Source organism: Paenibacillus sp. JNU01 (genome assembly GCF_059130585.1).
On sequence record NZ_CP169723.1, the window covers coordinates 1,430,396 to 1,452,134 of the forward strand.

The 21,739-nt window shown below is 46.7% G+C and carries 22 protein-coding genes; 1 reads left to right on the top strand and 21 read right to left on the bottom strand.

Annotated features, from left to right (window positions below; genetic code table 11):
* Positions 1-111 precede the first annotated feature (111 nt).
* The 18 genes from NLBNIHML_RS05965 to NLBNIHML_RS06050 all read right to left on the bottom strand — a co-directional run bounded on the left by NLBNIHML_RS05965 (position 112) and on the right by NLBNIHML_RS06050 (position 17,924).
* Positions 112-1,614, bottom strand: a complete 1,503-nt coding sequence (locus NLBNIHML_RS05965) for an AAA family ATPase (RefSeq protein WP_494354009.1) — start codon at positions 1,612-1,614, stop codon at positions 112-114.
* Complete coding sequence (locus NLBNIHML_RS05970; RefSeq protein WP_253438514.1) at positions 1,607-2,134, bottom strand: hypothetical protein; 528 nt, start codon at positions 2,132-2,134, stop codon at positions 1,607-1,609. The genes NLBNIHML_RS05965 and NLBNIHML_RS05970 overlap by 8 nt, the downstream gene beginning before the upstream one ends.
* Before the next feature lie 300 nt (positions 2,135-2,434).
* Positions 2,435-2,965: a DUF5590 domain-containing protein gene (locus tag NLBNIHML_RS05975; protein WP_339235134.1), complete on the bottom strand. Its 531-nt coding sequence runs from the start codon at positions 2,963-2,965 to the stop codon at positions 2,435-2,437.
* A 39-nt stretch (positions 2,966-3,004) separates the two neighbouring features.
* On the bottom strand, positions 3,005-4,309 hold the full coding sequence (locus tag NLBNIHML_RS05980; protein WP_494354010.1) for an amidohydrolase: 1,305 nt from the start codon (positions 4,307-4,309) through the stop codon (positions 3,005-3,007).
* Positions 4,296-4,949, bottom strand: a complete 654-nt coding sequence (locus NLBNIHML_RS05985; protein WP_253438523.1) for a redox-sensing transcriptional repressor Rex — start codon at positions 4,947-4,949, stop codon at positions 4,296-4,298. Before NLBNIHML_RS05985 ends, NLBNIHML_RS05980 begins: the two co-directional genes overlap by 14 nt.
* A gap of 219 nt (positions 4,950-5,168) precedes the next feature.
* Positions 5,169-8,030 (bottom strand): ATP-dependent DNA helicase DinG, encoded by a 2,862-nt coding sequence (gene dinG / locus NLBNIHML_RS05990; RefSeq protein WP_494354011.1) that lies wholly within the window; start codon positions 8,028-8,030, stop codon positions 5,169-5,171.
* A gap of 142 nt (positions 8,031-8,172) precedes the next feature.
* Positions 8,173-8,820, bottom strand: coding sequence for a tetratricopeptide repeat protein (locus tag NLBNIHML_RS05995; RefSeq protein WP_339235142.1), 648 nt, complete (start codon positions 8,818-8,820; stop codon positions 8,173-8,175).
* Positions 8,821-8,913: 93 nt separating this feature from the next.
* Entirely contained in the window at positions 8,914-9,297 is a 384-nt protein-coding gene (gene panD, locus NLBNIHML_RS06000) for an aspartate 1-decarboxylase (RefSeq protein WP_017687742.1), read from the bottom strand.
* Positions 9,290-10,186, bottom strand: coding sequence for a pantoate--beta-alanine ligase (panC, locus tag NLBNIHML_RS06005; protein ID WP_494354012.1), 897 nt, complete (start codon positions 10,184-10,186; stop codon positions 9,290-9,292). The genes panD and panC overlap by 8 nt, the downstream gene beginning before the upstream one ends.
* Complete coding sequence (gene panB, locus NLBNIHML_RS06010; protein ID WP_339235148.1) at positions 10,183-11,058, bottom strand: 3-methyl-2-oxobutanoate hydroxymethyltransferase; 876 nt, start codon at positions 11,056-11,058, stop codon at positions 10,183-10,185. The genes panC and panB overlap by 4 nt, the downstream gene beginning before the upstream one ends.
* Positions 11,059-11,402: 344 nt before the next feature.
* Positions 11,403-12,380 carry a biotin--[acetyl-CoA-carboxylase] ligase gene (locus NLBNIHML_RS06015; protein ID WP_494354013.1) on the bottom strand — a complete coding sequence of 326 codons (978 nt, stop codon included), beginning with the start codon at positions 12,378-12,380 and terminating at the stop codon, positions 11,403-11,405.
* Positions 12,367-13,665: a CCA tRNA nucleotidyltransferase gene (locus tag NLBNIHML_RS06020; RefSeq protein ID WP_494354014.1), complete on the bottom strand. Its 1,299-nt coding sequence runs from the start codon at positions 13,663-13,665 to the stop codon at positions 12,367-12,369. Before NLBNIHML_RS06020 ends, NLBNIHML_RS06015 begins: the two co-directional genes overlap by 14 nt.
* 62 nt (positions 13,666-13,727) lie before the next feature.
* Positions 13,728-14,888 carry an N-acetyl-alpha-D-glucosaminyl L-malate synthase BshA gene (bshA, locus tag NLBNIHML_RS06025; RefSeq protein WP_339235154.1) on the bottom strand — a complete coding sequence of 387 codons (1,161 nt, stop codon included), beginning with the start codon at positions 14,886-14,888 and terminating at the stop codon, positions 13,728-13,730.
* A 100-nt stretch (positions 14,889-14,988) separates the two neighbouring features.
* Positions 14,989-15,687, bottom strand: a complete 699-nt coding sequence (bshB1, locus tag NLBNIHML_RS06030) for a bacillithiol biosynthesis deacetylase BshB1 (protein ID WP_339235157.1) — start codon at positions 15,685-15,687, stop codon at positions 14,989-14,991.
* Positions 15,684-16,124, bottom strand: coding sequence for a methylglyoxal synthase (mgsA, locus tag NLBNIHML_RS06035; protein WP_017687735.1), 441 nt, complete (start codon positions 16,122-16,124; stop codon positions 15,684-15,686). The genes bshB1 and mgsA overlap by 4 nt, the downstream gene beginning before the upstream one ends.
* A gap of 12 nt (positions 16,125-16,136) precedes the next feature.
* Positions 16,137-16,940 (bottom strand): 4-hydroxy-tetrahydrodipicolinate reductase, encoded by an 804-nt coding sequence (dapB, locus tag NLBNIHML_RS06040; protein WP_339235159.1) that lies wholly within the window; start codon positions 16,938-16,940, stop codon positions 16,137-16,139.
* A gap of 79 nt (positions 16,941-17,019) precedes the next feature.
* Positions 17,020-17,544: a tetratricopeptide repeat protein gene (locus tag NLBNIHML_RS06045; protein ID WP_307410829.1), complete on the bottom strand. Its 525-nt coding sequence runs from the start codon at positions 17,542-17,544 to the stop codon at positions 17,020-17,022.
* 50 nt (positions 17,545-17,594) lie between these two features.
* Positions 17,595-17,924: a nucleotide pyrophosphohydrolase gene (locus NLBNIHML_RS06050; RefSeq protein ID WP_017687732.1), complete on the bottom strand. Its 330-nt coding sequence runs from the start codon at positions 17,922-17,924 to the stop codon at positions 17,595-17,597.
* 173 nt (positions 17,925-18,097) lie between these two features.
* Here NLBNIHML_RS06050 and NLBNIHML_RS06055 point away from each other — a divergent pair, with 173 nt between their 5' ends.
* On the top strand, positions 18,098-18,967 hold the full coding sequence (locus NLBNIHML_RS06055; RefSeq protein WP_253438555.1) for a YitT family protein: 870 nt from the start codon (positions 18,098-18,100) through the stop codon (positions 18,965-18,967).
* Between the two features lie 116 nt (positions 18,968-19,083).
* On the opposite strand, the gene NLBNIHML_RS06060 is transcribed toward NLBNIHML_RS06055, so the two are convergent.
* From NLBNIHML_RS06060 to NLBNIHML_RS06070, 3 genes are all read right to left on the bottom strand, one after another.
* On the bottom strand, positions 19,084-19,953 hold the full coding sequence (locus NLBNIHML_RS06060; protein WP_494354015.1) for a sporulation protein YpjB: 870 nt from the start codon (positions 19,951-19,953) through the stop codon (positions 19,084-19,086).
* Between the two features lie 151 nt (positions 19,954-20,104).
* Positions 20,105-20,731 (bottom strand): DUF1405 domain-containing protein, encoded by a 627-nt coding sequence (locus NLBNIHML_RS06065; protein WP_339235168.1) that lies wholly within the window; start codon positions 20,729-20,731, stop codon positions 20,105-20,107.
* 110 nt (positions 20,732-20,841) lie between these two features.
* A complete protein-coding gene (locus NLBNIHML_RS06070) occupies positions 20,842-21,726 on the bottom strand; it encodes a menaquinol-cytochrome c reductase cytochrome b/c subunit (RefSeq protein WP_339235171.1) in 885 nt (294 codons plus the stop codon).
* Positions 21,727-21,739 lie beyond the last annotated feature (13 nt).

The following is a 21,739-nucleotide window of genomic DNA, read 5'->3' on the forward strand; positions in this document are numbered from 1 at the left end:
TCTCTATTTCTCTATTGTACCCTGTTCGCCGAAAATTACAAATTTCGACCCAACATATAATAATATCTTAGCACGAGTGAAATGTAAAAAAAAATAACCAGCATAAAGAAATTATGCTGGTAAACGGGCACTGTCACGAAATTGACAACGAAATTGTTCGCCGGACAAAACTTCCTCTCGAATCAGGATGTCGAGCGAATTGTCGAAAATTGTCCGTTGCTCTTCAAGTAAGCGCTTCGTCTGTTCCATGAGTTCTTGCAATATTAATTTATTCTCTCGCATGAGCTCTTCGGTGGTAACCATATCCATATTCACAATCCCAAGAGAAGTCAATCCGGAAGCCATCATCGTTTGCACGACATTGGTTGCTTGATCAAAGTCATTGCGCGAACCCGTAGAACGCCCACCGTAATACATTTCCTCTGCAGCAGCTCCTCCAAGTGCAATCATGATCTGCTCTTCAAGAAAACGCTTCGTATAAAGGAACTGTTCCTGTTGCGGGTTATGACGCACATATCCCAGTGCCTGTCCACGCGGACTGAGTGCCACCTGGCTTACACTGCCCGGACGAACAAGTTCAGCCATAATGGCGTGTCCCAATTCATGAATGGCAACCCTTTTCTTCTCTTCCACACTGGACTCACGGTCTGTTTTCTCGCCCATCATGACTTTATCAATAGCCAGAGACAAGTGCCGTTGTTCTATGTGTAACAGCCCATCCCGCATGGCATATATCGCTGCTTCGTTCATCACACTTTCAAGCTGCGCACCGGAGAAACCATACGATTCTTCCGCTGTCTTCTCCAGATTCACTTCCTTCATCAGAGGTTTATTCACCGCATGCAGTTCCAGAATATGCTTTCTACCCTTCTTGTCAGGCAAGTCTACTTGAATATGGCGGTCAAAACGTCCTGGACGTGTCAGGGCGCTATCCAGCATTTCCTTGCGGTTTGTTGCAGCAATAACCAGTATTCTTGGGGTATCGGAAGAATAAATTCCATCCATTTCCGTCAAGAGCTGGTTCAGCGTCTGATCATACTCCCGCTGTTGTCCGCCTTCACGTTTCCCCCCGATGACATCGATCTCATCGATAAATATAATAGCATTTTCTTTATTTTCCTTGGTGGCACGGGTTCTCGCATCCTTGAACAAATCCCGAATTCTGCTGGCACCTACACCAACATACATTTCCACAAACTCACTGCCCGATGCAGCAACGAAAACAGAATCGGTGTAATGCGCAGCCGCTTTGGCCATCAACGTTTTCCCTGTCCCTGGAGGGCCTGTCAGCAAGATCCCTTTTAACGGGCGAATCCCGAACTTGCGAATTTCTTCATGTTTGATGAGAAAGTCCAGTGCTTCACGCAATTCTTGCTTGGCACTGTCCTGACCACCAATTTCTTCAAAAGTAAGCTTGGAAGGACCTTTTTTCTTCCGTTTACGCTCCTGTGCAGCGCCTACGGTAATCCCGCCACGCATTTGCATCATGAACAACAAAGCTCCAACAAACACCGCTGCAATTAGAATCGGAATAATATTAACACCAGTAAAAGCAAGAAAAATAATCAACACAGGGACAAATCCAATGGCAATTTCTTTGGTCCACTTAGGCATTAGGCCACACTCCTATCTGACCGGGCACACGCGGCAGAATAATAAACTTGCTGGCATCTCCGTCTCTGAGACTTACATATACATTGTTGTCATCCATCGCTGTATTTACCTTTATTCCATTCGTAGCCATCTTGGACAATGTTGGTGTGATCTCGGTGTACTGTTTGTTCTCCATCGCCTGAGCCACGGTAAACATCGCATCACCCCACCAGCTTTCCAGTGCTTCACTGGAATGATCTACAACATCCAACTTTAATGAGCGAGTTCCAATCAAGGTCTGTCCTTCTTTGTGAATATATTGTACCAGTCTGCCCAAATCAACATCAGGTTGCAGATCCAGTTTCAATTGTACGTCATTGCGGTTAATAGTTAATTGAACGTCATTGACTCCATCGTACTGGGTAACCATCTTTTCAATCGGATTCTGCAAAGCCACCTGACGATACACAAACCAACCTCCAAACAACACAACGGCTGAAATGACGGCAGTTAAAGCAATAGGCAATACTTTTAGCTTCAAGTGAATTACCCCTCCCAGATTTTGGCCTAACTTACTGGCCTATTGGTATATACGAATATGTGCACATTGACTCCTGCGAGAATTTCGACAGGTTTATTTGTTATGAATGTAACTTTGAGTACATAACTGAGTATATCACATCGTATATACAATTTCGAAGGCGAAAATATGAATAAATTATTAATTTTAACTATTTAAATCAAAACTGTTCACAGGCAACACAAAGAACCGGTTCAGTCGGATATCCGTCTGCCGGTTCTTTCATTTCTACGATTCTCTAGCTAAGTTACTCTATTTGTTCTAGCTGTTCGGGAGTGTGTAAACCAAGTCTACCTGTTCTCCATTGCTAAAACGATAAAACCGATAGTGGTTATGCGTACCGTCTTTATAATACACTTGCCACACATATATTCCATTCACAACTCCGGGCATGATTCGTTTAATCTCACCGGCTGGAACTTCGGAACTAAAGCGATTGCGTATCTGTGCTTCGGACATGCCATTCTGCAGCAGTTCACTGTGTATAGCGTTAGCACCTGTAGCAGGTTGATTATTTGCATCGAATTTAACCCAGACCATAACATCCTGGTTATCCTTGTTTTTGCCGAGCAGGGTCCAGTAGATGTTGTCAGAGCCTTCTTTATCACCCCAGATGTACTTACGCAATTCATCATAAGATGTAATGCCCAGTTGCTCCTGTGCTGCCTGTATGGCGAGCGCTTCTTCCTTACGCTGGTCCTGTGTGACATACACGTAATAACGCTGAAGTCCAAACAGAATCAGAACTAGTGCAAGCAGCGAAATCCATATCCACTTCTTTTTTTTCTTCAAAAGCCGAACTTCCTTTCCCTATGATGCTCCGCAATACAATTAACGAGCAAGCAAACCATCAAATGCCAATTGAGACTCACGCAAAATACGTTCTTCGTCCAGCGTCAGACATTCGCCATGTTTAACCACTTGTTTCCCATCTACCCATACGTGCTCCACATCTTTGGCAGAGGCTGAATAAATCGTATGCGAGATCAGGTCTGTATGTGGGTAGAAGTGTGCCTGTTCAATGTCCAGGGCGATGAAATCAGCCTTCATGCCTACCTGAAGCGCACCGGTATTGTTCAGGAAGATGGATTTAGCACCATATGAAGTTCCGAGTAGTAACGCTTCGCCCGCTGGCACGGCAGTCGGATCACCAGACACACCTTTGTGAATCAATGCAGCCAGTCTCATTTCTTCAAACATATCCAGGTTGTTGTTGCTTGCCGGTCCGTCGGTTCCAAGTGACACGGTAACTCCTGCTTTCAGTAATGCAGGTACCCGCGCAACACCGGAAGCGAGTTTCAGGTTACTTCCCGGGTTATGGGATACAGCCACATCATGGCGGGCCAAAATTTCAATCTCTTCATCATTCAGGTGCACCGCATGTGCTACCAGGGATGGACGGGAGAAAAAGCCCAGTTTCTCCAGATGTGCCACAGGACGCAGTCCATATTCTGTAACGTTCTGCTCCACTTCACGAAGCGTTTCCGACATATGTGTATGCAGAGGAAGGTTAAGATCATTTGCGACCTGTACAAGCTTCTCTATGTAGTCAGGAGGGCATGTATATGGTGCGTGTGGCGAGATTACGGTTGTGATGCGACCATCTGCCTGTCCATTCCACTCACGTGCAAACGCTGCCGACTCCTCCAGCTTCCGCAATTGCTCTTCTTCCGAGCACAGCCCGATTACACCACGTGCAAGTGCTGCTCTAACGCCGGATTGTTCCACAACTTTGGCAACCTGATCCATATGATCATACATGTCCAGGAAAGCTGTAGTTCCGCCTTTCAACATTTCAAGCACGGATAGCGAAGTTCCCCAATATACGTCTTGAGAAGTCATTTTTGCTTCCATCGGCCACATTTTTTCCTGCAACCATACTTGTAACGCAAGATCGTCCCCGTGTCCTCTAAGCAACGACATCGCTGCATGACCATGCGTATTGATCAGACCCGGCAGGAAGAACAATCCTTTTCCATCCACTTTGGTACAATTTTCGTCTCCATCCGGCAATGTCTCACCAATATGCACAATCTTGTCATTCTCGACAACCATGTATCCATGAACCACGTTCCATGTCGTGCCTTCATTAACGGCAAATTTGCCGTTGTGGATTACCCATCTATTTGTTGTCATCTTCCTCGTCGTCCTTTCCAGTCTCCAAGTAATAGGCCAAACTAAGCAGATCCGTTGTAAAGTCAGCATGGTGAATGCGGATATGTGGCGGTGTTTTTAGAATAGTTGGTGCAAAATTAAGAATCGCTTCGATTCCCGACTCAATAAGTTGATCGGCTACATTTTGAGCTTCCGTATCCGGAACTGTAATAATTCCGATGCGGATGTTATCTGTCTTAACCGCTTCCGTTAATTCATTCATTGGTTTTACCGTCAAACTGTTGATTTGACTACCAATCTTCGGTCCATATGCATCGAATACAGCAACAATCTTCATGTTGTCTTTCAGATATGCGTTGTAGTTGGACAAGGCCTGTCCCAGGTTACCAGCACCTACCAAAGCTACATTAATTTGCTGATCAATTTTGAGAATGTGACGAATTTTCTCGATCAAATAGGATACATCATACCCGATCCCTTTTCGACCAAAATCACCGAAGTAAGCCAGGTCTTTTCGAATTTGGGCCGGATTCAGATCCAGCCTCTGTCCAAGCTCTTGAGAAGAAACAGTAGCCACCTCACGCTGATGCAACTCGTTCAAATAGCGCAAGTATACAGGCAGACGTCGTACCACCGCTTCCGAAATTTTATCCGATTTCATTCTTGCTCCCCCTTACCAATGCCACGATAAAATAATAGATGAAAAGATGAGCATTCTGTATAAACTCAAAGATAGACGTGACATTTTATACAGAATGCTCTTTGTAATTTAGGTTATAAGTTCTTACGTGCAACTGCTTTAATCGGATACGGAAATATCTAATAAAGTTTAACGCCAAACGATAGTGTCATGCAATGATATAACGAACAAAGTTAACCATTATTCTTGTTCATTAAGAGGTTTTTCTAACCACTCGGTAATTCGGGGAACCATCTGCTCCGTGAGCATATGCTCCATTTTGGGACCAGGTAATGAATATAAAAAGAATTTGCCATAGTACGCTTCGATCACACGTGTATCATAAACAATGACAATACCTCTGTCCTTCGCTGTTCGCACCAATCGGCCAAATCCTTGCTTGAAACGAATGACCGCTTGCGGCACAGACAGTTTCATGAATGGATTTTTCTTTTGCTCCTGGAGCAATTCACTCTTGGCTTCAACCAACGGATGATTCGGCGGCTGGAAAGGCAGACGCACAATAGCGAGACAGGTCAGTGCTTCTCCCGGGATATCTACACCCTCCCAGAAGCTGCTTGTGCCCAAGAGTACCGTAGCTTTGGCATCCTGGAACCTGCGAGTCAACTTGGAGCGGCTTCCACTATCCACACCTTGACCCAACAACGAGATGTCGTTACCAGACAGTGCCTCCTTCAGCGGATCATAGACCTGTCGCAGCATCTTGTATGAAGTAAACAGAACCATCATGCGTCCACGCGTGGCAATTGCGGTCTCTGCGAGTGATTGCACCAGCATATTAACAAAGTGCGCATCACCCACACTGCCTTTCACACTTGGGAAATCACGCGGAATCACTAGAAGTGCCTGATCACGATAATTAAAAGGTGATGGCAGCATCGACGTTAAAAGCCGATTATTCTCAGAGGCTTCCTGTAAGCCAAGCTGCTCAATCATGAACTGGAATGACTTATCTACAGAGAGCGTAGCCGATGTAAGCACAACACTTTTCTTTTTATCAAAGAACAAATCCTTCAGTTGTGCACTGACATCGACAGGTACGGCGTACAGTTGAAGAGATTTACTGCGGAACTGACCGCTGGCTTCCATCCAGTACACCGTTTTGGCATCATCCATACGCATGAAGAATCGCAGATTCTCCTTCAATGTGGTCAGATCTTTCAGCAGTCCTGTAATGTCCGTAATCAGACTATCCGATTGATAATCATCCTGATCCTCTTTCACCTCAAGCAGCAATTTGTCCCCTTTGCGAACCAAATCGCCCAGAGTCACATAGATCTGGTTCTCCAGATCCTGCAACTCCTGCCATTTCGCAGGTTTCTGAGATGCCTTCAGGCGCAGGGAAAATTGCCCTGTCTCTCCCGGTGAAGCATCACTTCGTTCAGGCAAAAGACCGAACAGGGCATCGCTCATACGATCCCACAGTTCCTTAACCTCAACAGCTAGCGGGAACATCTGATCTACCATGGAGCCCCATTGCACCGAATTTTCATGCCCGGATAACTGCGAACGAAGCATAGGCAATTGTCCATTACGACTGTCTTTGAACAGACGGGTCAGGGTATGAACCAACGTGAAATATTTCATATGCATTCCAAGATGTTTACCCGCTACATCTTCCAGATGATGGGCCTCATCGATCACAAGACTCTCATAGGCTGGCAACAACTGATGTGCTGCTTTGACATCCGTAAACAATTTGGAGTGATTGGTTATTACGATATCAGACAACCCGGCCTCATGTTTGGCGCGATGATAGAAACATTTGCGGAACCATGGGCAGGATCTTCCCAGACAGGACTCGGATTCGCTCTGTACCGTCTCCCAGAAGTCGCCTCCGCGTCCGCTAAGGTTAAGCTCCTCATCATCTCCAGTTTCAGTCTGTGTGAGCCACACGATCATCTGAGCGGCTGTGAAATAATCCTCTTTGGGAGTGGCGAATTCACGTTTATTGATTTTGTGTTCAAATTTGCGCAGGCACAGGTAATGTCCACGTCCTTTGAAGACAGCAGCCTTAAACGGAAACGGAACCACTTGGGTCAGCATCGGAATATCTCGCTCTCTCAATTGCTCCTGCAAATTGATCGTATGCGTGCTGACCATGACTTTCTGTTCTTGTTTCACACTTTCGTATATCGCTGGCAGCAGATAACCCAGAGATTTACCGGTACCTGTTCCAGCTTCGATCAAGAGATGTTTCTCTTCATCCAGGGCTTGCCTTACACTGCTGAACATCTGGGTCTGGGCTTCACGCTCTTCGTAATGATCCAGCGTATCCTTCAGGTTCTCCCGAACCTGGTCCATAAACTGTTCGAAGCTTACACCATCGAGGGGGTTACCTTCCCGCTCATCACGTGGTGCACCAATATCGGTCCAATCACTTACATTAAGAGCAAGCTGCCGATAATAGGTATGTCCGTCCAGATCCTGAATCGGCTCTGCTTCCTTCTCACTGCGCATCCCGTCCAAGAACCAACCCAAGTCACTGTCTTCTGGTGCGAACAGGTCACTGAGCCGTTGAATCGTTATGAGCGGTAATTCCTTTAACTCATCCAGACACTTGAGCAGCACATAGGCTGTCGCCAGTGCGTCACTGTCGGCCTGGTGAGGGCGATCATGTTGAAATCCAAATTCAGAAGACACATAACCGAGTTGATAAGAACCCAGTGATGGGAACGTAATCTTCAGAAAATCAATGGTATCCAGAATACGGCCAGTGAACGGCAGATAACCGCAACGGTCAAGAGCATTCTGCAAAAAGTGAAAATCAAAAGCGACGTTGTGTCCAACAAGCACCACATCGTTAAGCAGCGGAACCATCTCCATCATCATCTCTTCGAGTGATGGAGCGTCCGCCACATCTTCATCGGTAATACCCGTTAGCCCCGAGATAAACGGGGGAATCGGGACACCAGGGTTCACATAAGAACTATATATTTGAGTTATGCTGAAGTCATGATCTATGATGGCAAGTCCGGCTTGTATAATCTCACCGTCGGACTGCGTGCCGGTTGTTTCGAAATCCAATACGGCAAATTTCATTGCAATATACGGTCCCTTCCATTCCAGTCTATGTTACAGCATAGCAAAAAAAAGGGGATTTGAAAATTAACTGACAAAAAAGCGGTGTCCCCGCCGCTATGCCAAAGGAGGGAACACCGTTTTTTTGTCGCCGAATTCCCGCTTAATGAAGGGTCGTCAGCTGATTAGCATATTGCAATTTTCCCCTGTTCAACCTGCAAGCTTCCATGTTGTACAGCGGTTCGGTCAATGTCGGGTCATACTGAAGGGCCTGTGCAAAGAGTGAACATGCAGCCTCCGGGTTCGCAAGCTTGGCTTGAATACAGCCCAGAGCGTTACATACAAGCCCTTTCAAGCGAGGTGAGCCCTTAAGATACATGATCTGCTGCAAATGTGTCCCGGCTTCAGCGATTTGTTCCAGATTCAGATATGCGAGTGCCAAGTAAAAACGAGTTAATGCACTCTCCGGATGGTCGGTCACAACCCGGGAGAACTGCAAGATCGCCTGCGGATACATCTGTAATTTGAAATACCCTTGTCCTCGACTGAAACATTCCAGATGGAGTTCAGGCAGAGCGGTGACAGCTTCCTGTTCCGGTTCAAGGGACGCAGGCTTATCCATCTCCCGTTCCCTCACCTGGCTCATCTTTTCTTCAAACATCAGCCATTCATCCAACATTCCGTCACTCATCCGCTTAAGCAAGTTCCACTTTTGCAGCAATTCTTGTTTGTTCAGACCTTCAGCGGAAGGATAGCTCTTGATAATTTCATCTAACATGTCGTTCATTTCTGCGAAAACATGCTGGAACATCGTTGCATCCCCACCCTTGAAAAAATGGATTAGTGCAGTGACCTGTACTCATTTTTTGCTTCAAGGGCCGATTTCATTCTCCTTACCAGTCGATTACATAATTGTTGCGTGAACTTCCTGCTTCATGGTTTGTACAGGTTTATTCTGTCCATCTACAAACACAACGGTTGGTTTGTGAGTATTTGCCTCTTCTTGCGACATCATGGCATAAGAAATGATAATGACGTTGTCTCCAGGCTGCACCAGACGAGCAGCTGCGCCGTTTAGACAGATGACCCCGCTTCCGCGCGGTCCTGGAATCACATAAGTTTCCAGACGTGCACCATTGTTGTTGTTCACAATCTGCACTTTCTCGTTTTCCATCAAGTCGGATGTTTCCATCAAGTCTTCATCTATGGTAATGCTACCCACATAGTTCAAGTTGGCTTCCGTTACCGTAGCCCGGTGAATTTTGGATTTCATGAGTGTTCTAAACATGGGACAGCACCTCCGATTTTTGCAACCTTATATTGTCAATCAATCTTGTTTTTCCGAATTTCACCGCAAGTGCAATGAGCAGATCGTCACGTCCTTGAACTTCTTCCTGATCTGCGAGCGGCTCCAGACTTGGAAAAGCCTGAATCTCAGCATAGTCGATCACTGCAAGCGATGAGGTTGCAATCTGCTCGCGCAGAATACGACGGATATCTGCGGCGTTCCTAGCTATCCCTGTATCTACAGCTTCCTGGGCTGTGCGCAGTGCTTTCGACAGAACTAATGCCTGTGTACGCTGCTCCGAGCTAAGATAGACATTACGTGAACTAAGAGCAAGACCATCCTCTTCGCGAACAATCGGACAGGGAACAATTTCTACAGGCATATTCAAATCATTCACCATCTGTTGAATAACCGCAACCTGCTGAGCGTCTTTCATACCAAAAAAAGCACGCTGTGGCTGTACGATGTTGAAAAGCTTCGATACTACCGTCGTTACTCCGTTAAAATGTCCTGGTCTGGAAGCGCCACATAAGCGCTCAGTCAATTTTGACACAGATACCGTTGTCTGCGTTGCCTGTGGATACATCTCTTCAACTGAGGGAATAAATACGATATCCACTCCTTGTGAGCGTGCTGTTTCCACATCTCTGGCTTCATCCCGCGGATAGCTGTCAAAGTCTTCATTAGGACCAAATTGAATTGGATTAACGAATATGCTTAATACCACGATATCGCTCTGTTGTCTGGCTGCTTGCATCAAGCTTGCATGACCTTGATGTAGATACCCCATTGTCGGTACCAGACCTACAACGGACGCATTGGATCGAATCGCTTGACGCTTCAAGCTTAGCTCCTGTCTTAACTCTGCGATTGTCCGTAATACTTTCATGAGTTACTTCCCACCTTTTCCTTGCGTTGTCCATACAATTGATCCAGAACACCATCCGCAGCATTAAATACATGCTCTTCGGCCGGGAACGAACGATCTTTAACTTCTTTCACGTAAGCTTCGATGCTGGTTCTGATTAATGTACCCACATCTCCATAGGTTTTGACAAAACGTTTTGGCGTATACGGGGAGGCGTATTGAACCACATCGTGGAATACCAGTACCTGTCCGTCACAGCCCCGTCCTGCACCAATCCCAATGGTAGGGATCGACAGTTCCTCCGAGATCGCCCGTGCAACTTCTTCCGTAACCAGTTCAAGCACGATGCCAAATGCACCAGCAGCTTCCAAGGCTTTGGCTTCGTCCATCAAACGTTTCGCATCCGCTGCATCCTTGCCCTGAATGCGATATCCACCAATTTGATTGACCGATTGAGGTGTCAGCCCGATATGTCCAAGAACAGGCACACCTGCTTGCACAACGGCTCTGACGGTGTCCGCAATCTCCACCCCGCCTTCCATCTTAACCGCATGGGCATGCCCCTCTTGCATCAGTCGACGTACACCCTTAAGCGTCTCATCCACGCTGCCATGATAAGTCATAAAAGGCATATCAGCCACGATAAACGTCTTCTCCGCCCCGCGTACGACGGAACGTGTATGGTACACCATATCGTCGATGGTCACCGGAAGTGTTGAGTTATAACCCAGCACTACATTGCCGAGTGAATCACCAACTAGAATCAGATCGATTCCTGCTTCCTCTGCGAGGAGCGCTGTAGGATAATCATAAGCCGTGATCATCGTAAGCGGCACGCCATCCTGCTTATATTTTTTCATTTTCACAATATTCATCGCTTGTTTGTTTGCCATTTTCTCTCATGGCTCCTTTCTTCTTTTCAAATAAAACGCAACAAAAAAACCTTTTAGTTTTCCACTAAAAAGTCCCGAAAAGTCAAAAAAGAGTCACTTGCGATCGTCCCTTCTGTCTCGGTCCTCTTCGGCTCAGAGCAGAATCCAACAACTCACTTAAACGTATTTCATTCTTGCACTGCGATCTGCTTACATCAAACACATCAAAGCAGAACAAAGGTTACTGTTACGGGAGTGCAATTCGGTCTGCATTAGCCGATATCGCCTCACGAAGACAGTATACCAAAGTTCTGCTCAAACTTCACGTCTTATGTTCATTTTCCCAGTAAAATTCGACATATTGTTTACGATTTCCAGGAAATCTCACCAGAGATGACGTGTACTTGTTCTCCATCATGTTTTTCCACAAGGAGTGCTCCTGAAGGGGCCAGACCGATTGCTGTCCCTTCAATGACACCCTGAGGATTCGTCACTGTAATCTCTCGATTTATCGATACGGACAAGGCCTCCCATAGAGCTGAGATCACACCGAATCCTTCTTTTTGATACAAAAAATATAACTGTTCCAGCTCGGTTAAAATGGCAGCCGTGAGCTTGGTACGATCAACAGGTTGCCCCGTCTCCATCTTGAGTGAAGTAGCTATATCTGTCAGATCTTCCGGATAATCCTCGGGATCAAAATTCACGTCAACGCCTATACCTGCAATACAGTATCTGACTTCATGATCTTCCACCGTGGATTCAAGCAATATGCCACATACCTTGCGTCCATCAATCATCAGATCATTGGGCCATTTGATGCCTGCATCAGTGCCTGTACAAGCTCGAACGGCACGACATACAGCCACTCCTGTTAATAAAGTAAGCTGTGGCGTATGCTGAAGTGGTAGATCAGGGCGCAACAGGATACTCATCCATATTCCTTTTCCCGGGGGAGAGAACCACTGGCGACCAAAACGTCCTCGTCCTCCTGTTTGTTCCTCCGCAATGACCACAGCACCTTCAGCTAGCCCCTGCTCAGCCAGCTTCAGAACATCCCCTTGTGTAGACAAGGTCGAGGTTAACAGAACAGCCTTACGGCCGAATACGGCCGTATCCAGCGCCAATTGGAGGGCAGTTGCGTCAATGCTGTCCGGCTTCGTGACCAGACGATATCCTTTGCGGGATACAGCTTCAAACTCATACCCCATGTCCCGCAACTTGTTCACATGTTTCCACACAGCAGTCCGACTGATGGACAGATGACGGCTAATCTCTTCACCCGATACAAACCGTCCTTCTGCATCTAATAACATATGTAACAGATCTTCATGCTTGGTCATCTTCAACCACCCGCTTCACTTCTGCACTTAGTGCTTCATGCTGATTCGCTATCGTTCCAATCGCCGTTTCTCTTAACAAATGTTTCATCAGTTGACCCAGCCAAGGCCCGCCTTTGCGCTGCAGCATTTGTAATACTTGTTCCCCTGTGATGTGCAATTCTTTCAAGTCATGCACAGGGATTGATTGACTCCATTCGACTGCCATTTCTTGAACCAAAACAACCTGCATTTCTGCCTGTTCGGTCTGATTCCGCCACCCTGCTGGCAGTAGAGACTGTATGCGAAGCCAATCATTAGTAGCCTGAACACCACAAGCCAGTACAGTAACAATCCAATCGGAACGGAGACTAACCGTATCCTTCTGCTCCTGAACGGAAGTATAAATCAACTGCTCCACCTGAAGGACCCCTGATATACGAGAACGATGTTCATTAGAGAATGTCCACTGACGTAATAATACGTCTGCTTCGTCCTTGCTATAACCGCCAGCAAGCAGAATGAGTGACCAACGGAGCAACACATGCTCACCTGACAGCTGTTCCAGATTAAATAACAACGTCTTGTTGAATCGGGCCGAGCTTACCGGCGCTTTGACATGTGCAAGCGCATTACTTCTGTATAACAGTTCCAACCCTCTTAATGGATGCGGCCCAGACATCATTTTTACCATCTCGGTCCGTACCCGTTCCATTGCAATATGTTGAAGCAGGTCTTTCTGCCTTACAAGACCCTTCCACGTGTTATGGGCAATTTTAAAATCAAATACCGAAGCAAATCGCACACAACGGAGCATCCGCAGTGCATCTTCACCAAACCGTTCCATCGCAGAACCTACACATCTGACTCGCTCTTCCTTAATATCTGCCTGTCCATCAAACGGGTCAACGATTGTCCCAGTAACGTCCATCGCAAGAGCGTTCATTGTGAAGTCACGCCGCTGTAAATCTTCCTTGATATCCTGAACAAATTGAACTGCAGCCGGTCTGCGGTTATCCTGATAGTCGGATTCTGTTCGAAACGTGGTCACTTCAAAGTAATAAGCGCCTGAACGCACGGTAATTGTCCCATGTTGCAAACCTGTAGGAATGCAATCGTCGAACAATTCCATGACTTGCTGGGGAGAAGCAGATGTCGTGATATCCATATCGTCTACAACACGTTCCAACAATTCATCACGAACACAACCACCTACCCAATATGCCTTGTAGCCATGTTTGTTTAAAGTTGTGAGTACATTCTCACTTTGAATTGCCATTTCACGATCAACCTGTGTCCATTGAACCACCACATATCACCTCTTCTCTTGCCTGTTGTGGTATGCACAGTATAATTACGTCAAAAAATTGATTAACCGCAAACCGGCTTCAAGTTCGGAACTTCCCTTCCCAACACCCGGTAATAAATCTGCTCGTATTCATGCCGAATGGCATCATTGCAAAAGTCATGATGTGCGCGCTGAAGACACGCTTCCCTGAACTCCGCAGCCAAACGATCGTCCGTTAACAAACGGATGGTGTTCTCGGCCATGGATTGTGTATCCCCAATGGCGGATAAGAATCCCGTCTTGCCATGTAAGACCAGTTCCGGAATTCCTCCAGCCTGTGAACCGATCGTGGGTACGCCGCAAGCCATTGCTTCGAGCGCCACAAGTCCGAAACTTTCCTTCTCCGATGGAAGCATCAACACGTCAGCCATGGAGATCACTTGGGCAATATCATCCTGCTTACCAAGGAAATGAACCTTATCATTTAAGCCGAGATCATTAATCTTCCATTGCATCTTCGGCAAATCGGGCCCTTCTCCTACAAATAACAGTTTTGCCGGAACCTGCTCCTGTACCTGACGGAAGACCTCTACCACATCCTGAGTTCTCTTCACCGGTCGGAAGTTGGAAATGTGCATTAATATTTTTTCTTCAGGCGCAGCAAAGTCTCTTCGCAGACTGGCAGCATCCCGCGGATAATATATTCGTTTGTCAATAAAATTATAGGTTAAATCAATTGGACGTTGAATATCCAGCAATTCGACCGTTTCCCGAATCAAATCTTGTGATACAGCAGTAACCGCATCACTTTCATTGATGGCAAGTCGAATCAGATCCTTCAGAGATTCATCCTGAGCCAGAACCGTAATATCCGTTCCATGTAACGTGGTAACTACTTTCAAGCCGTCCCCTACCATCTGTTTCGCGAGAAAGGCGCATACGGCGTGTGGCACTGCATAATGAACATGCAGCAGATCCAGCTGCTGTGACTTAGCCACCTGGGCCATCTTCGTTGCCAGTGACAGATCATACGGAGGGTAACGGAAAACATAATAATCATTCACTTCAACTTCGTGATAAAAAATATTTTTCTGGAACGTACCCAGTCTGAACGGGATACTGTTGGCAATAAAATGAACCTGATGCCCCTGTTCGGCAAGCAATTTGCCCAGCTCCGTTGCGACAACGCCAGACCCTCCGAGGGACGGATAACAGGTGATGCCGATTTTTAACTTTTGATCCATCCGGTGGACGCTCCTTTGATCTCCCGCTTCATGCAGGTTGATATAATGCAACGGAATAATGAAACAAATCGTCTCATTAATACGTAGAAAATGAAATCGTTTATTGGGCACTCGGGCCAAATTGATGAACCACGTAAGGCGTAATTGTAGCAAATCCTTCTGCAAACGGGATGAGACTTCGTTGTCCGAGCAACGAATCACGGGCTCTTACACGTTCAATGTACCCCTGATTCAATGGCGTCGAGACCGCTCCGTCTCCCAGTTCGAATTGGGAACGATAAGAGAGCAATGAAGTTTCTTTTTGCTCATAGTGTTCCGTAATATCTACAATCAAATCCGTAGGTCCAATGTCATTAATAAAGTAAAAATAAAGTTCCTTCACCTGCACGGCAGGCATATCTGGCATGTAGTTCCGAAGCTTGGCATTAAAAACAGCCTCCTGCACAAGCTTACTGCAATTGACATGATCCGGATGACGATCTTCCCAATAGGGAGCAAATACCATCCGAGGGGCATGACGGCGGATCTCAGCCGTTACTGCCTGTACATGTTCTGGAGTAAGATACAACCCACGATCAGGAAGCCCCAGATTCGTTCGACACGAAAGACCGAGGACGCGGGAGGCTTGCTCCGCTTCCTCGGTTCTGCGCTCTACTGTTCCGTTGGAGGACATCTCAGCACGAGTCAGATCACACACGCCTACTTTCAAGCCAGCAGCGGTATGTTTGGCAATCGTTCCACCCATACCAATCTCCGCATCATCCGCATGAGCTCCAAAGATGAGAATATCCAGACTCATTCGGAATCACCTGAATTCAATCCAGCCTCCGGCTTGTATTTATGTACCAGCTCTCTCCAGGCAAAATCGCCACGATCCAGTGCCTTAACCAGAATCTCAGCGGTTGCGATATTCGTGGCAAGTGGAATTCCCTGCACATCACAAAGACGTAACAATGCATTGATATCCGGCTCGTGAGGTTGTGCCATCAGTGGATCTCGCAGGAATATAATCAGATCCATCTCATTTTGAGCAACCAAAGCTCCAATCTGCTGATCTCCGCCCAATGGGCCTGATTCAAATCGATGAATCTTCAGAGAGGTTCCTTCCATAATACGAAGGCCTGTGGTTCCTGTAGAATACAATTGATGGTCCGTAAAAACAGGCTCATATGCTGTCACGAAATTAACCATCTCTTCTTTTTTACGATCATGGGCGATAAATGCTATTTTCAACATGACAATCTCCTTTTAGTCGATAAAGTGGTCAAATCCGTAGATCATTCCTGTATATTCCATAACCTTTTGCACACCAATCTTAACACCAGGCATATAACCTGCGCGCTCGTAGGAGTCATGCCGAATTTTGAGTGACTGTCCATAGTCTCCGAAAACAACTTCCTGCTGTGCGAATACACCAGGCAAACGTACACTGTGGATTCGGAAGCCGTTGTAATAACCGCCACGTGATCCTTCGATCGTTTCTTCCTCATTCGGGTTACCCTGGCGAAGTTCTTCCCGATTGGCAGCAATCAGTTCAGCCGTTTTGATCGCTGTTCCGGAAGGAGCATCCAGCTTCTGATCCCCGTGATATTCGATAATCTCCACATTCGGCATATGTTTGGCAGCCTGTGCTGCGAATCGCATCATCAGAATGGCACCGATCGAGAAGTTAGGGGCAATAAGCCCTCCAATTCCTTTGTCCTGGCATTGCTTGTCCAACTGTTCAATCTGCTCCGGCGTAAAGCCGGTAACACCCATGACAGGTCTAACCCCATGACGAATCGCGATCTCGGTATGTGCAAATGCATATTGCGGCACTGTAAAATCAACCATAACCTGAGGTTTTGTTTCGGCAAACGCCATTTCGATATCATCAGTCACCAGCACTCCACACTCCGGCAAACCAACAAGGGTTCCTGCATCCGTGCCTGCTCCGGAGCGGTTGACAGCCGCTGCAAGCTCCAATTCCGGGTCCTGAAGTACCAATTTCACAACTTCACGGCCCATTCGGCCAGCCGCTCCGATGACGGCAACTCTAATTACTTCACTCATATTGACTGCATCTCCTCGCTATGTTGGATCATATCGTTGAATCCATTTCAACTCAAAAGAATCTTTGCAAAATGAATTCTTATTGAATGGATTTCATACGTTGCTTGATTTCCTGTAACATCTGATGCAGCTGCCCATTCTGCGGGTCCAGCAAAATTGCCTCACGCAGCACCTGAATGGCATAGTCAAATTCATTCAAATCACTGTAAGCTAGCGCAAGCATAACATGAGCTTCCACGGAGAGCGGATCAAGTTTGACCGCTTCTTGCAGAAGCGTTGACGCTTCCACATAGCGCTCCTGTGTTGCAATACCCGCCTGCTCCAACAGCAACTTCGCTCTGGAGGTCAATTGTTTCGCTTCCAGCGTCTGCAGATGTAATATATACTCTTCTGTTCCTGGCGACAATTCAACCGCCTTACGCGCATATTCAAGCGCCGGAACCAGATGCTTGCTGCGGGCGTGGGTAATGGAACAGCGATAATATAACTCCGCATGTTTGGGATGAGCGTGAATGGCTGACTCGAACCAACGAATCGCCTGCTCAAAATCATTTTGCAATATACAGCGGTAAGCCTGCTGCATATATTCTTCCGGTTTCATCATTAAGCTGACCCTCCCCGATCGGGTGATGGTACAGCATATGTAATCTACGCCTAATCGGTGTTTTTGGGAGTCCACCGATTGGCATCGCGGGTGTTAAATTTATGCATGACTTTGTCGTGCGCCTCAGCCAGATCAATGCCGAGTGAGTTCGCAAAACAAATCGTGATAAATAAAATATCTCCAAGCTCAAGTTCAATGGAATTGGCCGCTTCGGAAGATTTCTTTGGCTTCTCGCCAAACTCATGATTCACTTCCCTGGCAAGCTCCCCAACCTCTTCAGACATCCGGGCCAACATAGCCAGAGGACTGAAATACCCCTCCTTGAACTGGGAGATATACTGATCAACCTCACGCTGCATTTCTGCGATGCTTTTCTCCATGAGAACGGATTCTCCTTTTGAAATGATGTCGTATTTGTTCCTAATAATATCAGTTATTTAGATTCACTTCCACCATCATCAGCGACAAATCATTTTTAAAGAATCAATAAACAGGTATACTAGGATGGGAATGATTGCTTCTTCATTCTAATTTATATACAGCGAGGGATCTTATGAGCACTGCCAAAACCTGGGTTCAAGTTAAACTGGTACTCCCCATCCTGTTGGGTACAGCCTTATATGCCTTTGGGCTCCTCTATTTTATTATCCCTAACCAGCTTATGGAAGGTGGCCTCACCGGGGTTACCGTGCTGATCAATTATGCTTTCGGCATCTCACCTTCTCTAACGACCTTGATTCTTAATGTCCCCCTCTTTCTGATCGGGCTCAAAATTTTGGGCGGCAGACAGATGATCTATACGGGTATCGGAATCGGGGCTTTGACCGTTTTTCTATGGTTGTTTGAAAAGTTGATTCATCTGGGCTGGATTGAACCATTACATACCGAGAATGACTTGCTGTTAGCAGCACTATATGCAGGTGTCACCCTTGGAGCCGGTCTTGGCATCGTATTTCGTTGGGGTGGAACGACGGGCGGTTCAGACATCATTGCTCGCATTCTAAATCGCAAGTATGGGTGGAGTATGGGACGGGTATTGCTTGGCATCGATTTTGTTATTATCGGTCTCTCTCTCATCTACATCCCCAAAGAAAAAATCCTGTATACGCTCGTAGCTGTATTCATCGCTTCCAAAGTCATCGACTTTATTCAGGAAGGTGCATATTCTGCCCGGGCATTTATGATCATTAGTGACCATGCACCCGAGATTGCGGACCAGATCACACGGGATATGGATCGTGGCGTTACCCTCATTCCAGCCATTGGCGCATACTCTAAACAGGCCAAACACATGGCCTACTGTGTGATCTCCAGGCAAGAGTTCCGGCGTCTGCAGACTATTGTACGTTCCATAGACCCCAGAGCTTTTGTCATCATCAGCGATGTTCACGATGTACATGGAGAAGGTTTCAAAGAAAGCTGACATGCTGTAGAAACTACAAAAAGACCTCTTTTCACATGAAGAGCCGTTACCGTGGCTGTTTATGCGAAAGAGGTCTTTTTTTATAATAAATATACCACGATCACGTTTATATCCAATTAGCGCCGAAAAGGAAAAATCCCCTGCTGCTGTGCACGATATTTACGATATCCGGCGTAAGTTAGCGTCGCCACAATGACCGAACTTATCAGCAGCCCGGCTGCCCTTCGATCAGGGCCTTGTACAAACGGTACAAAGGCACTCTCGTCCTTCTCGCGACCAAATAACTGGTTCACCAGTTCCTCACCGTGGCCCACCATGCTCTTTAACTGAGCCAGATCAGGCTGTTTTGCAGCGGTAAGCCCTTTGGTATGAGATAACCAAGCGTCCATCTGAGCAATTTCATACGGTTCACGTCGAATCAGAGCGGCAGGACGTATCGTCTCATAATGCTCCTCCAAAACGGTGTAGCGATTTGCCAGCACAGCCGCAGTTTGCCCTTGATCTGTAGCAGCGGACAAAGCATCCAGATCGTTTTTCACGATTTTATAATACTGAAGCCATAAAGGCTTGGTTGGATTCGCGAGACTATCTGCTGCAAGTCTGAGTTTGGCAGAGGACTGCTGAAGAGAAGCGTCGTCATTTTTCACCTTCACAACGGCTTGTTTCACTTCAACTATGGTTTCGGACAAGGCGTGAATGCCTTCGACTGTCGTTTGTCCCTCAAAGGAGATATGCTCCAGACTTTTACTGATACGCAGAATGCTTCCTCGCACTTCTTCAATATTGTTCTCCAGTGCCTGACGATACAAAATGGCTGCTTCTTCATTAAGTTGCGCAATTGAATTGCTAGTGGACACTTGCTGATCCGAAATCGAATTCAGTCCATCACTTTGCGCGGATACACGATATGCTAAGTTCGTCCAAAGCAGCAGAGCCATGAACGATACCACCAATAAGCCGGTTTTGATCCCGAACGTTCTCTTCATGGACATCCCTCCCACCACCAATGTATGGCGGGGGACAACTCGTTAGAACAAGCAGAAGAGGATTCCGTACCCTAATCGATTTGTGACATAGAAAAAGCCGCTAAAATAGCGACTCTTCATGAGACTGTTATCCACTCCCCAAAGTATGAGCTCAGGTACGTCTTGCCTGTCTTAAGGCTAGCCACGCGCACAGAATGCTCACCAGTGTCAGTCCGAATGTGAAATTACGCACACCATCAACATGATCATAGAGGGAGGCGGGTAACCAAGGGTAAATATCATATGTATAATCCATTGTATCGTTCAACAGCGTCCAGAGACCTGCAATGACAAGGGCAGCCCATCGGAAGCCGAAAAAGCGTACATATATAAGAGCTTCAATCGCCATTGCGCTATGGGAAGCAATCAACATCCAGTCTTGCCAGTGCTGTGTGCCACCTTGCATCCAGCCAGCGAAAATAATGGATACGGCCCACACGCCATATTTCACAGATGTGACCACAGCAAGCGCCTGAATCACATGTCCGATCCGTTTGATAACGATGGACCGTGGTGGGTACAAGATCCATAGCAACGCTAAAGTAAAAAACAAACTCGCTGTTGGACTATCTGGCACAAATACGATCTGCCACACCGGTTGCTCAGCCAGCGTCAATTTCATTTGCTCTCCGTACCAGATGTATCCGTATACCGTTCCTACCGCATTACACCAAAATAATAGCCACAGGAAATAACGATTGGTCAGAAACTCCCTGCTCCAGAAATACGATAAAGCCACATTCCCTGCCCCTTCCTTCATCATATATTGCGCACATACAGTGCTGTCCAAAAAACACTTCAAAAAAACCTGACCGCATAAACGATCAGGTTTCATTGGTTATTTCGATTTTACTGTTCTGCTTTCTGTTTCGCAAGCCATTCGGTCAGATGAGTAATCTCTTCATCCGTTACACCTTGAGCAATAGCATTATTGTACTGAGGAGGCATCTCGTTGTAGCCTTCTTTGATAATGGTCAGAATCTCTTCCTGGCTGTGCTTGTCACCTACACCCCGAAGTGAAGGTCCACTTGCACCCTTCATATCAGCCGCATGGCAGCCAATACACCCAGCCTTCTTGTACGTTTCCATTGCAGGATCATCCTGTTCCACGATCGCAACTTCTTCTTGCTGTCCAGGTGCATTGGAAACTGGAGGGAGCCCCTGTTCACGCCTCTCCAGTGCTTCTTCTTCACGTTGAATATGTTCAGGCTTCTGTCCACTTGCTTCCAACTCATGCTCGTAGTGTGTCCACGCTACATTCGTCAGATAGAATACAGAAATGACCGACAGAATCATCAGTGATGAAGCAATGGGGCGCTTATAGAAACGCCGCTCCTTACCTGTGTCCAGAAATGGTGCCAGCAGCAACGCTCCAAAAGCGACCCCGCTGACCCCCAGTACCCCGAGCAACACGTAATCGCCCGATGCGTATGGATACTTCAAGTACTGATACAGAAAAAGGAAGTACCAGTCCGGCATGGGTATAACGGATGCGCTTGGATTGGCCGGATACCCCAAAGGTGCAGGTTCTGAGATCGTTAGTACCAAAATCCCTACCAATACAACGACACCAACCATCCATTCTTTCAGCAGGAAGTTAGGAATAAAGGCTTCTGATTTGCCGGGATACGCCGTGTAATCAGGCGGGGTAATGAATCCCGCACCTTTACGAACCCGTGAATCACCGACAAAGATAACCTTTTCCTCATCATGCTTCTTATGTCCGTGAGCCATTGCGATTCCTCCC

What these genes read in the sequence shown, in the direction of transcription:
- NLBNIHML_RS05965 (WP_494354009.1), bottom strand. Translation starts at nt 1,614, where the DNA reads ATGCCTAAGTGGACCAAAGAAATTGCCATTGGATTTGTCCCTGTGTTG.
- NLBNIHML_RS05980 (WP_494354010.1), bottom strand. Translation starts at nt 4,309, where the DNA reads ATGACAACAAATAGATGGGTAATCCACAACGGCAAATTTGCCGTTAAT.
- NLBNIHML_RS05985 (WP_253438523.1), bottom strand. Translation starts at nt 4,949, where the DNA reads ATGAAATCGGATAAAATTTCGGAAGCGGTGGTACGACGTCTGCCTGTA.
- dinG (WP_494354011.1), bottom strand. Translation starts at nt 8,030, where the DNA reads ATGAAATTTGCCGTATTGGATTTCGAAACAACCGGCACGCAGTCCGAC.
- NLBNIHML_RS05995 (WP_339235142.1), bottom strand. Translation starts at nt 8,820, where the DNA reads ATGTTCCAGCATGTTTTCGCAGAAATGAACGACATGTTAGATGAAATT.
- panD (WP_017687742.1), bottom strand. Translation starts at nt 9,297, where the DNA reads ATGTTTAGAACACTCATGAAATCCAAAATTCACCGGGCTACGGTAACG.
- panC (WP_494354012.1), bottom strand. Translation starts at nt 10,186, where the DNA reads ATGAAAGTATTACGGACAATCGCAGAGTTAAGACAGGAGCTAAGCTTG.
- panB (WP_339235148.1), bottom strand. Translation starts at nt 11,058, where the DNA reads ATGGCAAACAAACAAGCGATGAATATTGTGAAAATGAAAAAATATAAG.
- NLBNIHML_RS06015 (WP_494354013.1), bottom strand. Translation starts at nt 12,380, where the DNA reads ATGACCAAGCATGAAGATCTGTTACATATGTTATTAGATGCAGAAGGA.
- bshA (WP_339235154.1), bottom strand. Translation starts at nt 14,888, where the DNA reads ATGGATCAAAAGTTAAAAATCGGCATCACCTGTTATCCGTCCCTCGGA.
- bshB1 (WP_339235157.1), bottom strand. Translation starts at nt 15,687, where the DNA reads ATGAGTCTGGATATTCTCATCTTTGGAGCTCATGCGGATGATGCGGAG.
- mgsA (WP_017687735.1), bottom strand. Translation starts at nt 16,124, where the DNA reads ATGTTGAAAATAGCATTTATCGCCCATGATCGTAAAAAAGAAGAGATG.
- dapB (WP_339235159.1), bottom strand. Translation starts at nt 16,940, where the DNA reads ATGAGTGAAGTAATTAGAGTTGCCGTCATCGGAGCGGCTGGCCGAATG.
- NLBNIHML_RS06045 (WP_307410829.1), bottom strand. Translation starts at nt 17,544, where the DNA reads ATGATGAAACCGGAAGAATATATGCAGCAGGCTTACCGCTGTATATTG.
- NLBNIHML_RS06050 (WP_017687732.1), bottom strand. Translation starts at nt 17,924, where the DNA reads ATGGAGAAAAGCATCGCAGAAATGCAGCGTGAGGTTGATCAGTATATC.
- NLBNIHML_RS06055 (WP_253438555.1), top strand. Translation starts at nt 18,098, where the DNA reads ATGAGCACTGCCAAAACCTGGGTTCAAGTTAAACTGGTACTCCCCATC.
- NLBNIHML_RS06060 (WP_494354015.1), bottom strand. Translation starts at nt 19,953, where the DNA reads ATGAAGAGAACGTTCGGGATCAAAACCGGCTTATTGGTGGTATCGTTC.
- NLBNIHML_RS06070 (WP_339235171.1), bottom strand. Translation starts at nt 21,726, where the DNA reads ATGGCTCACGGACATAAGAAGCATGATGAGGAAAAGGTTATCTTTGTC.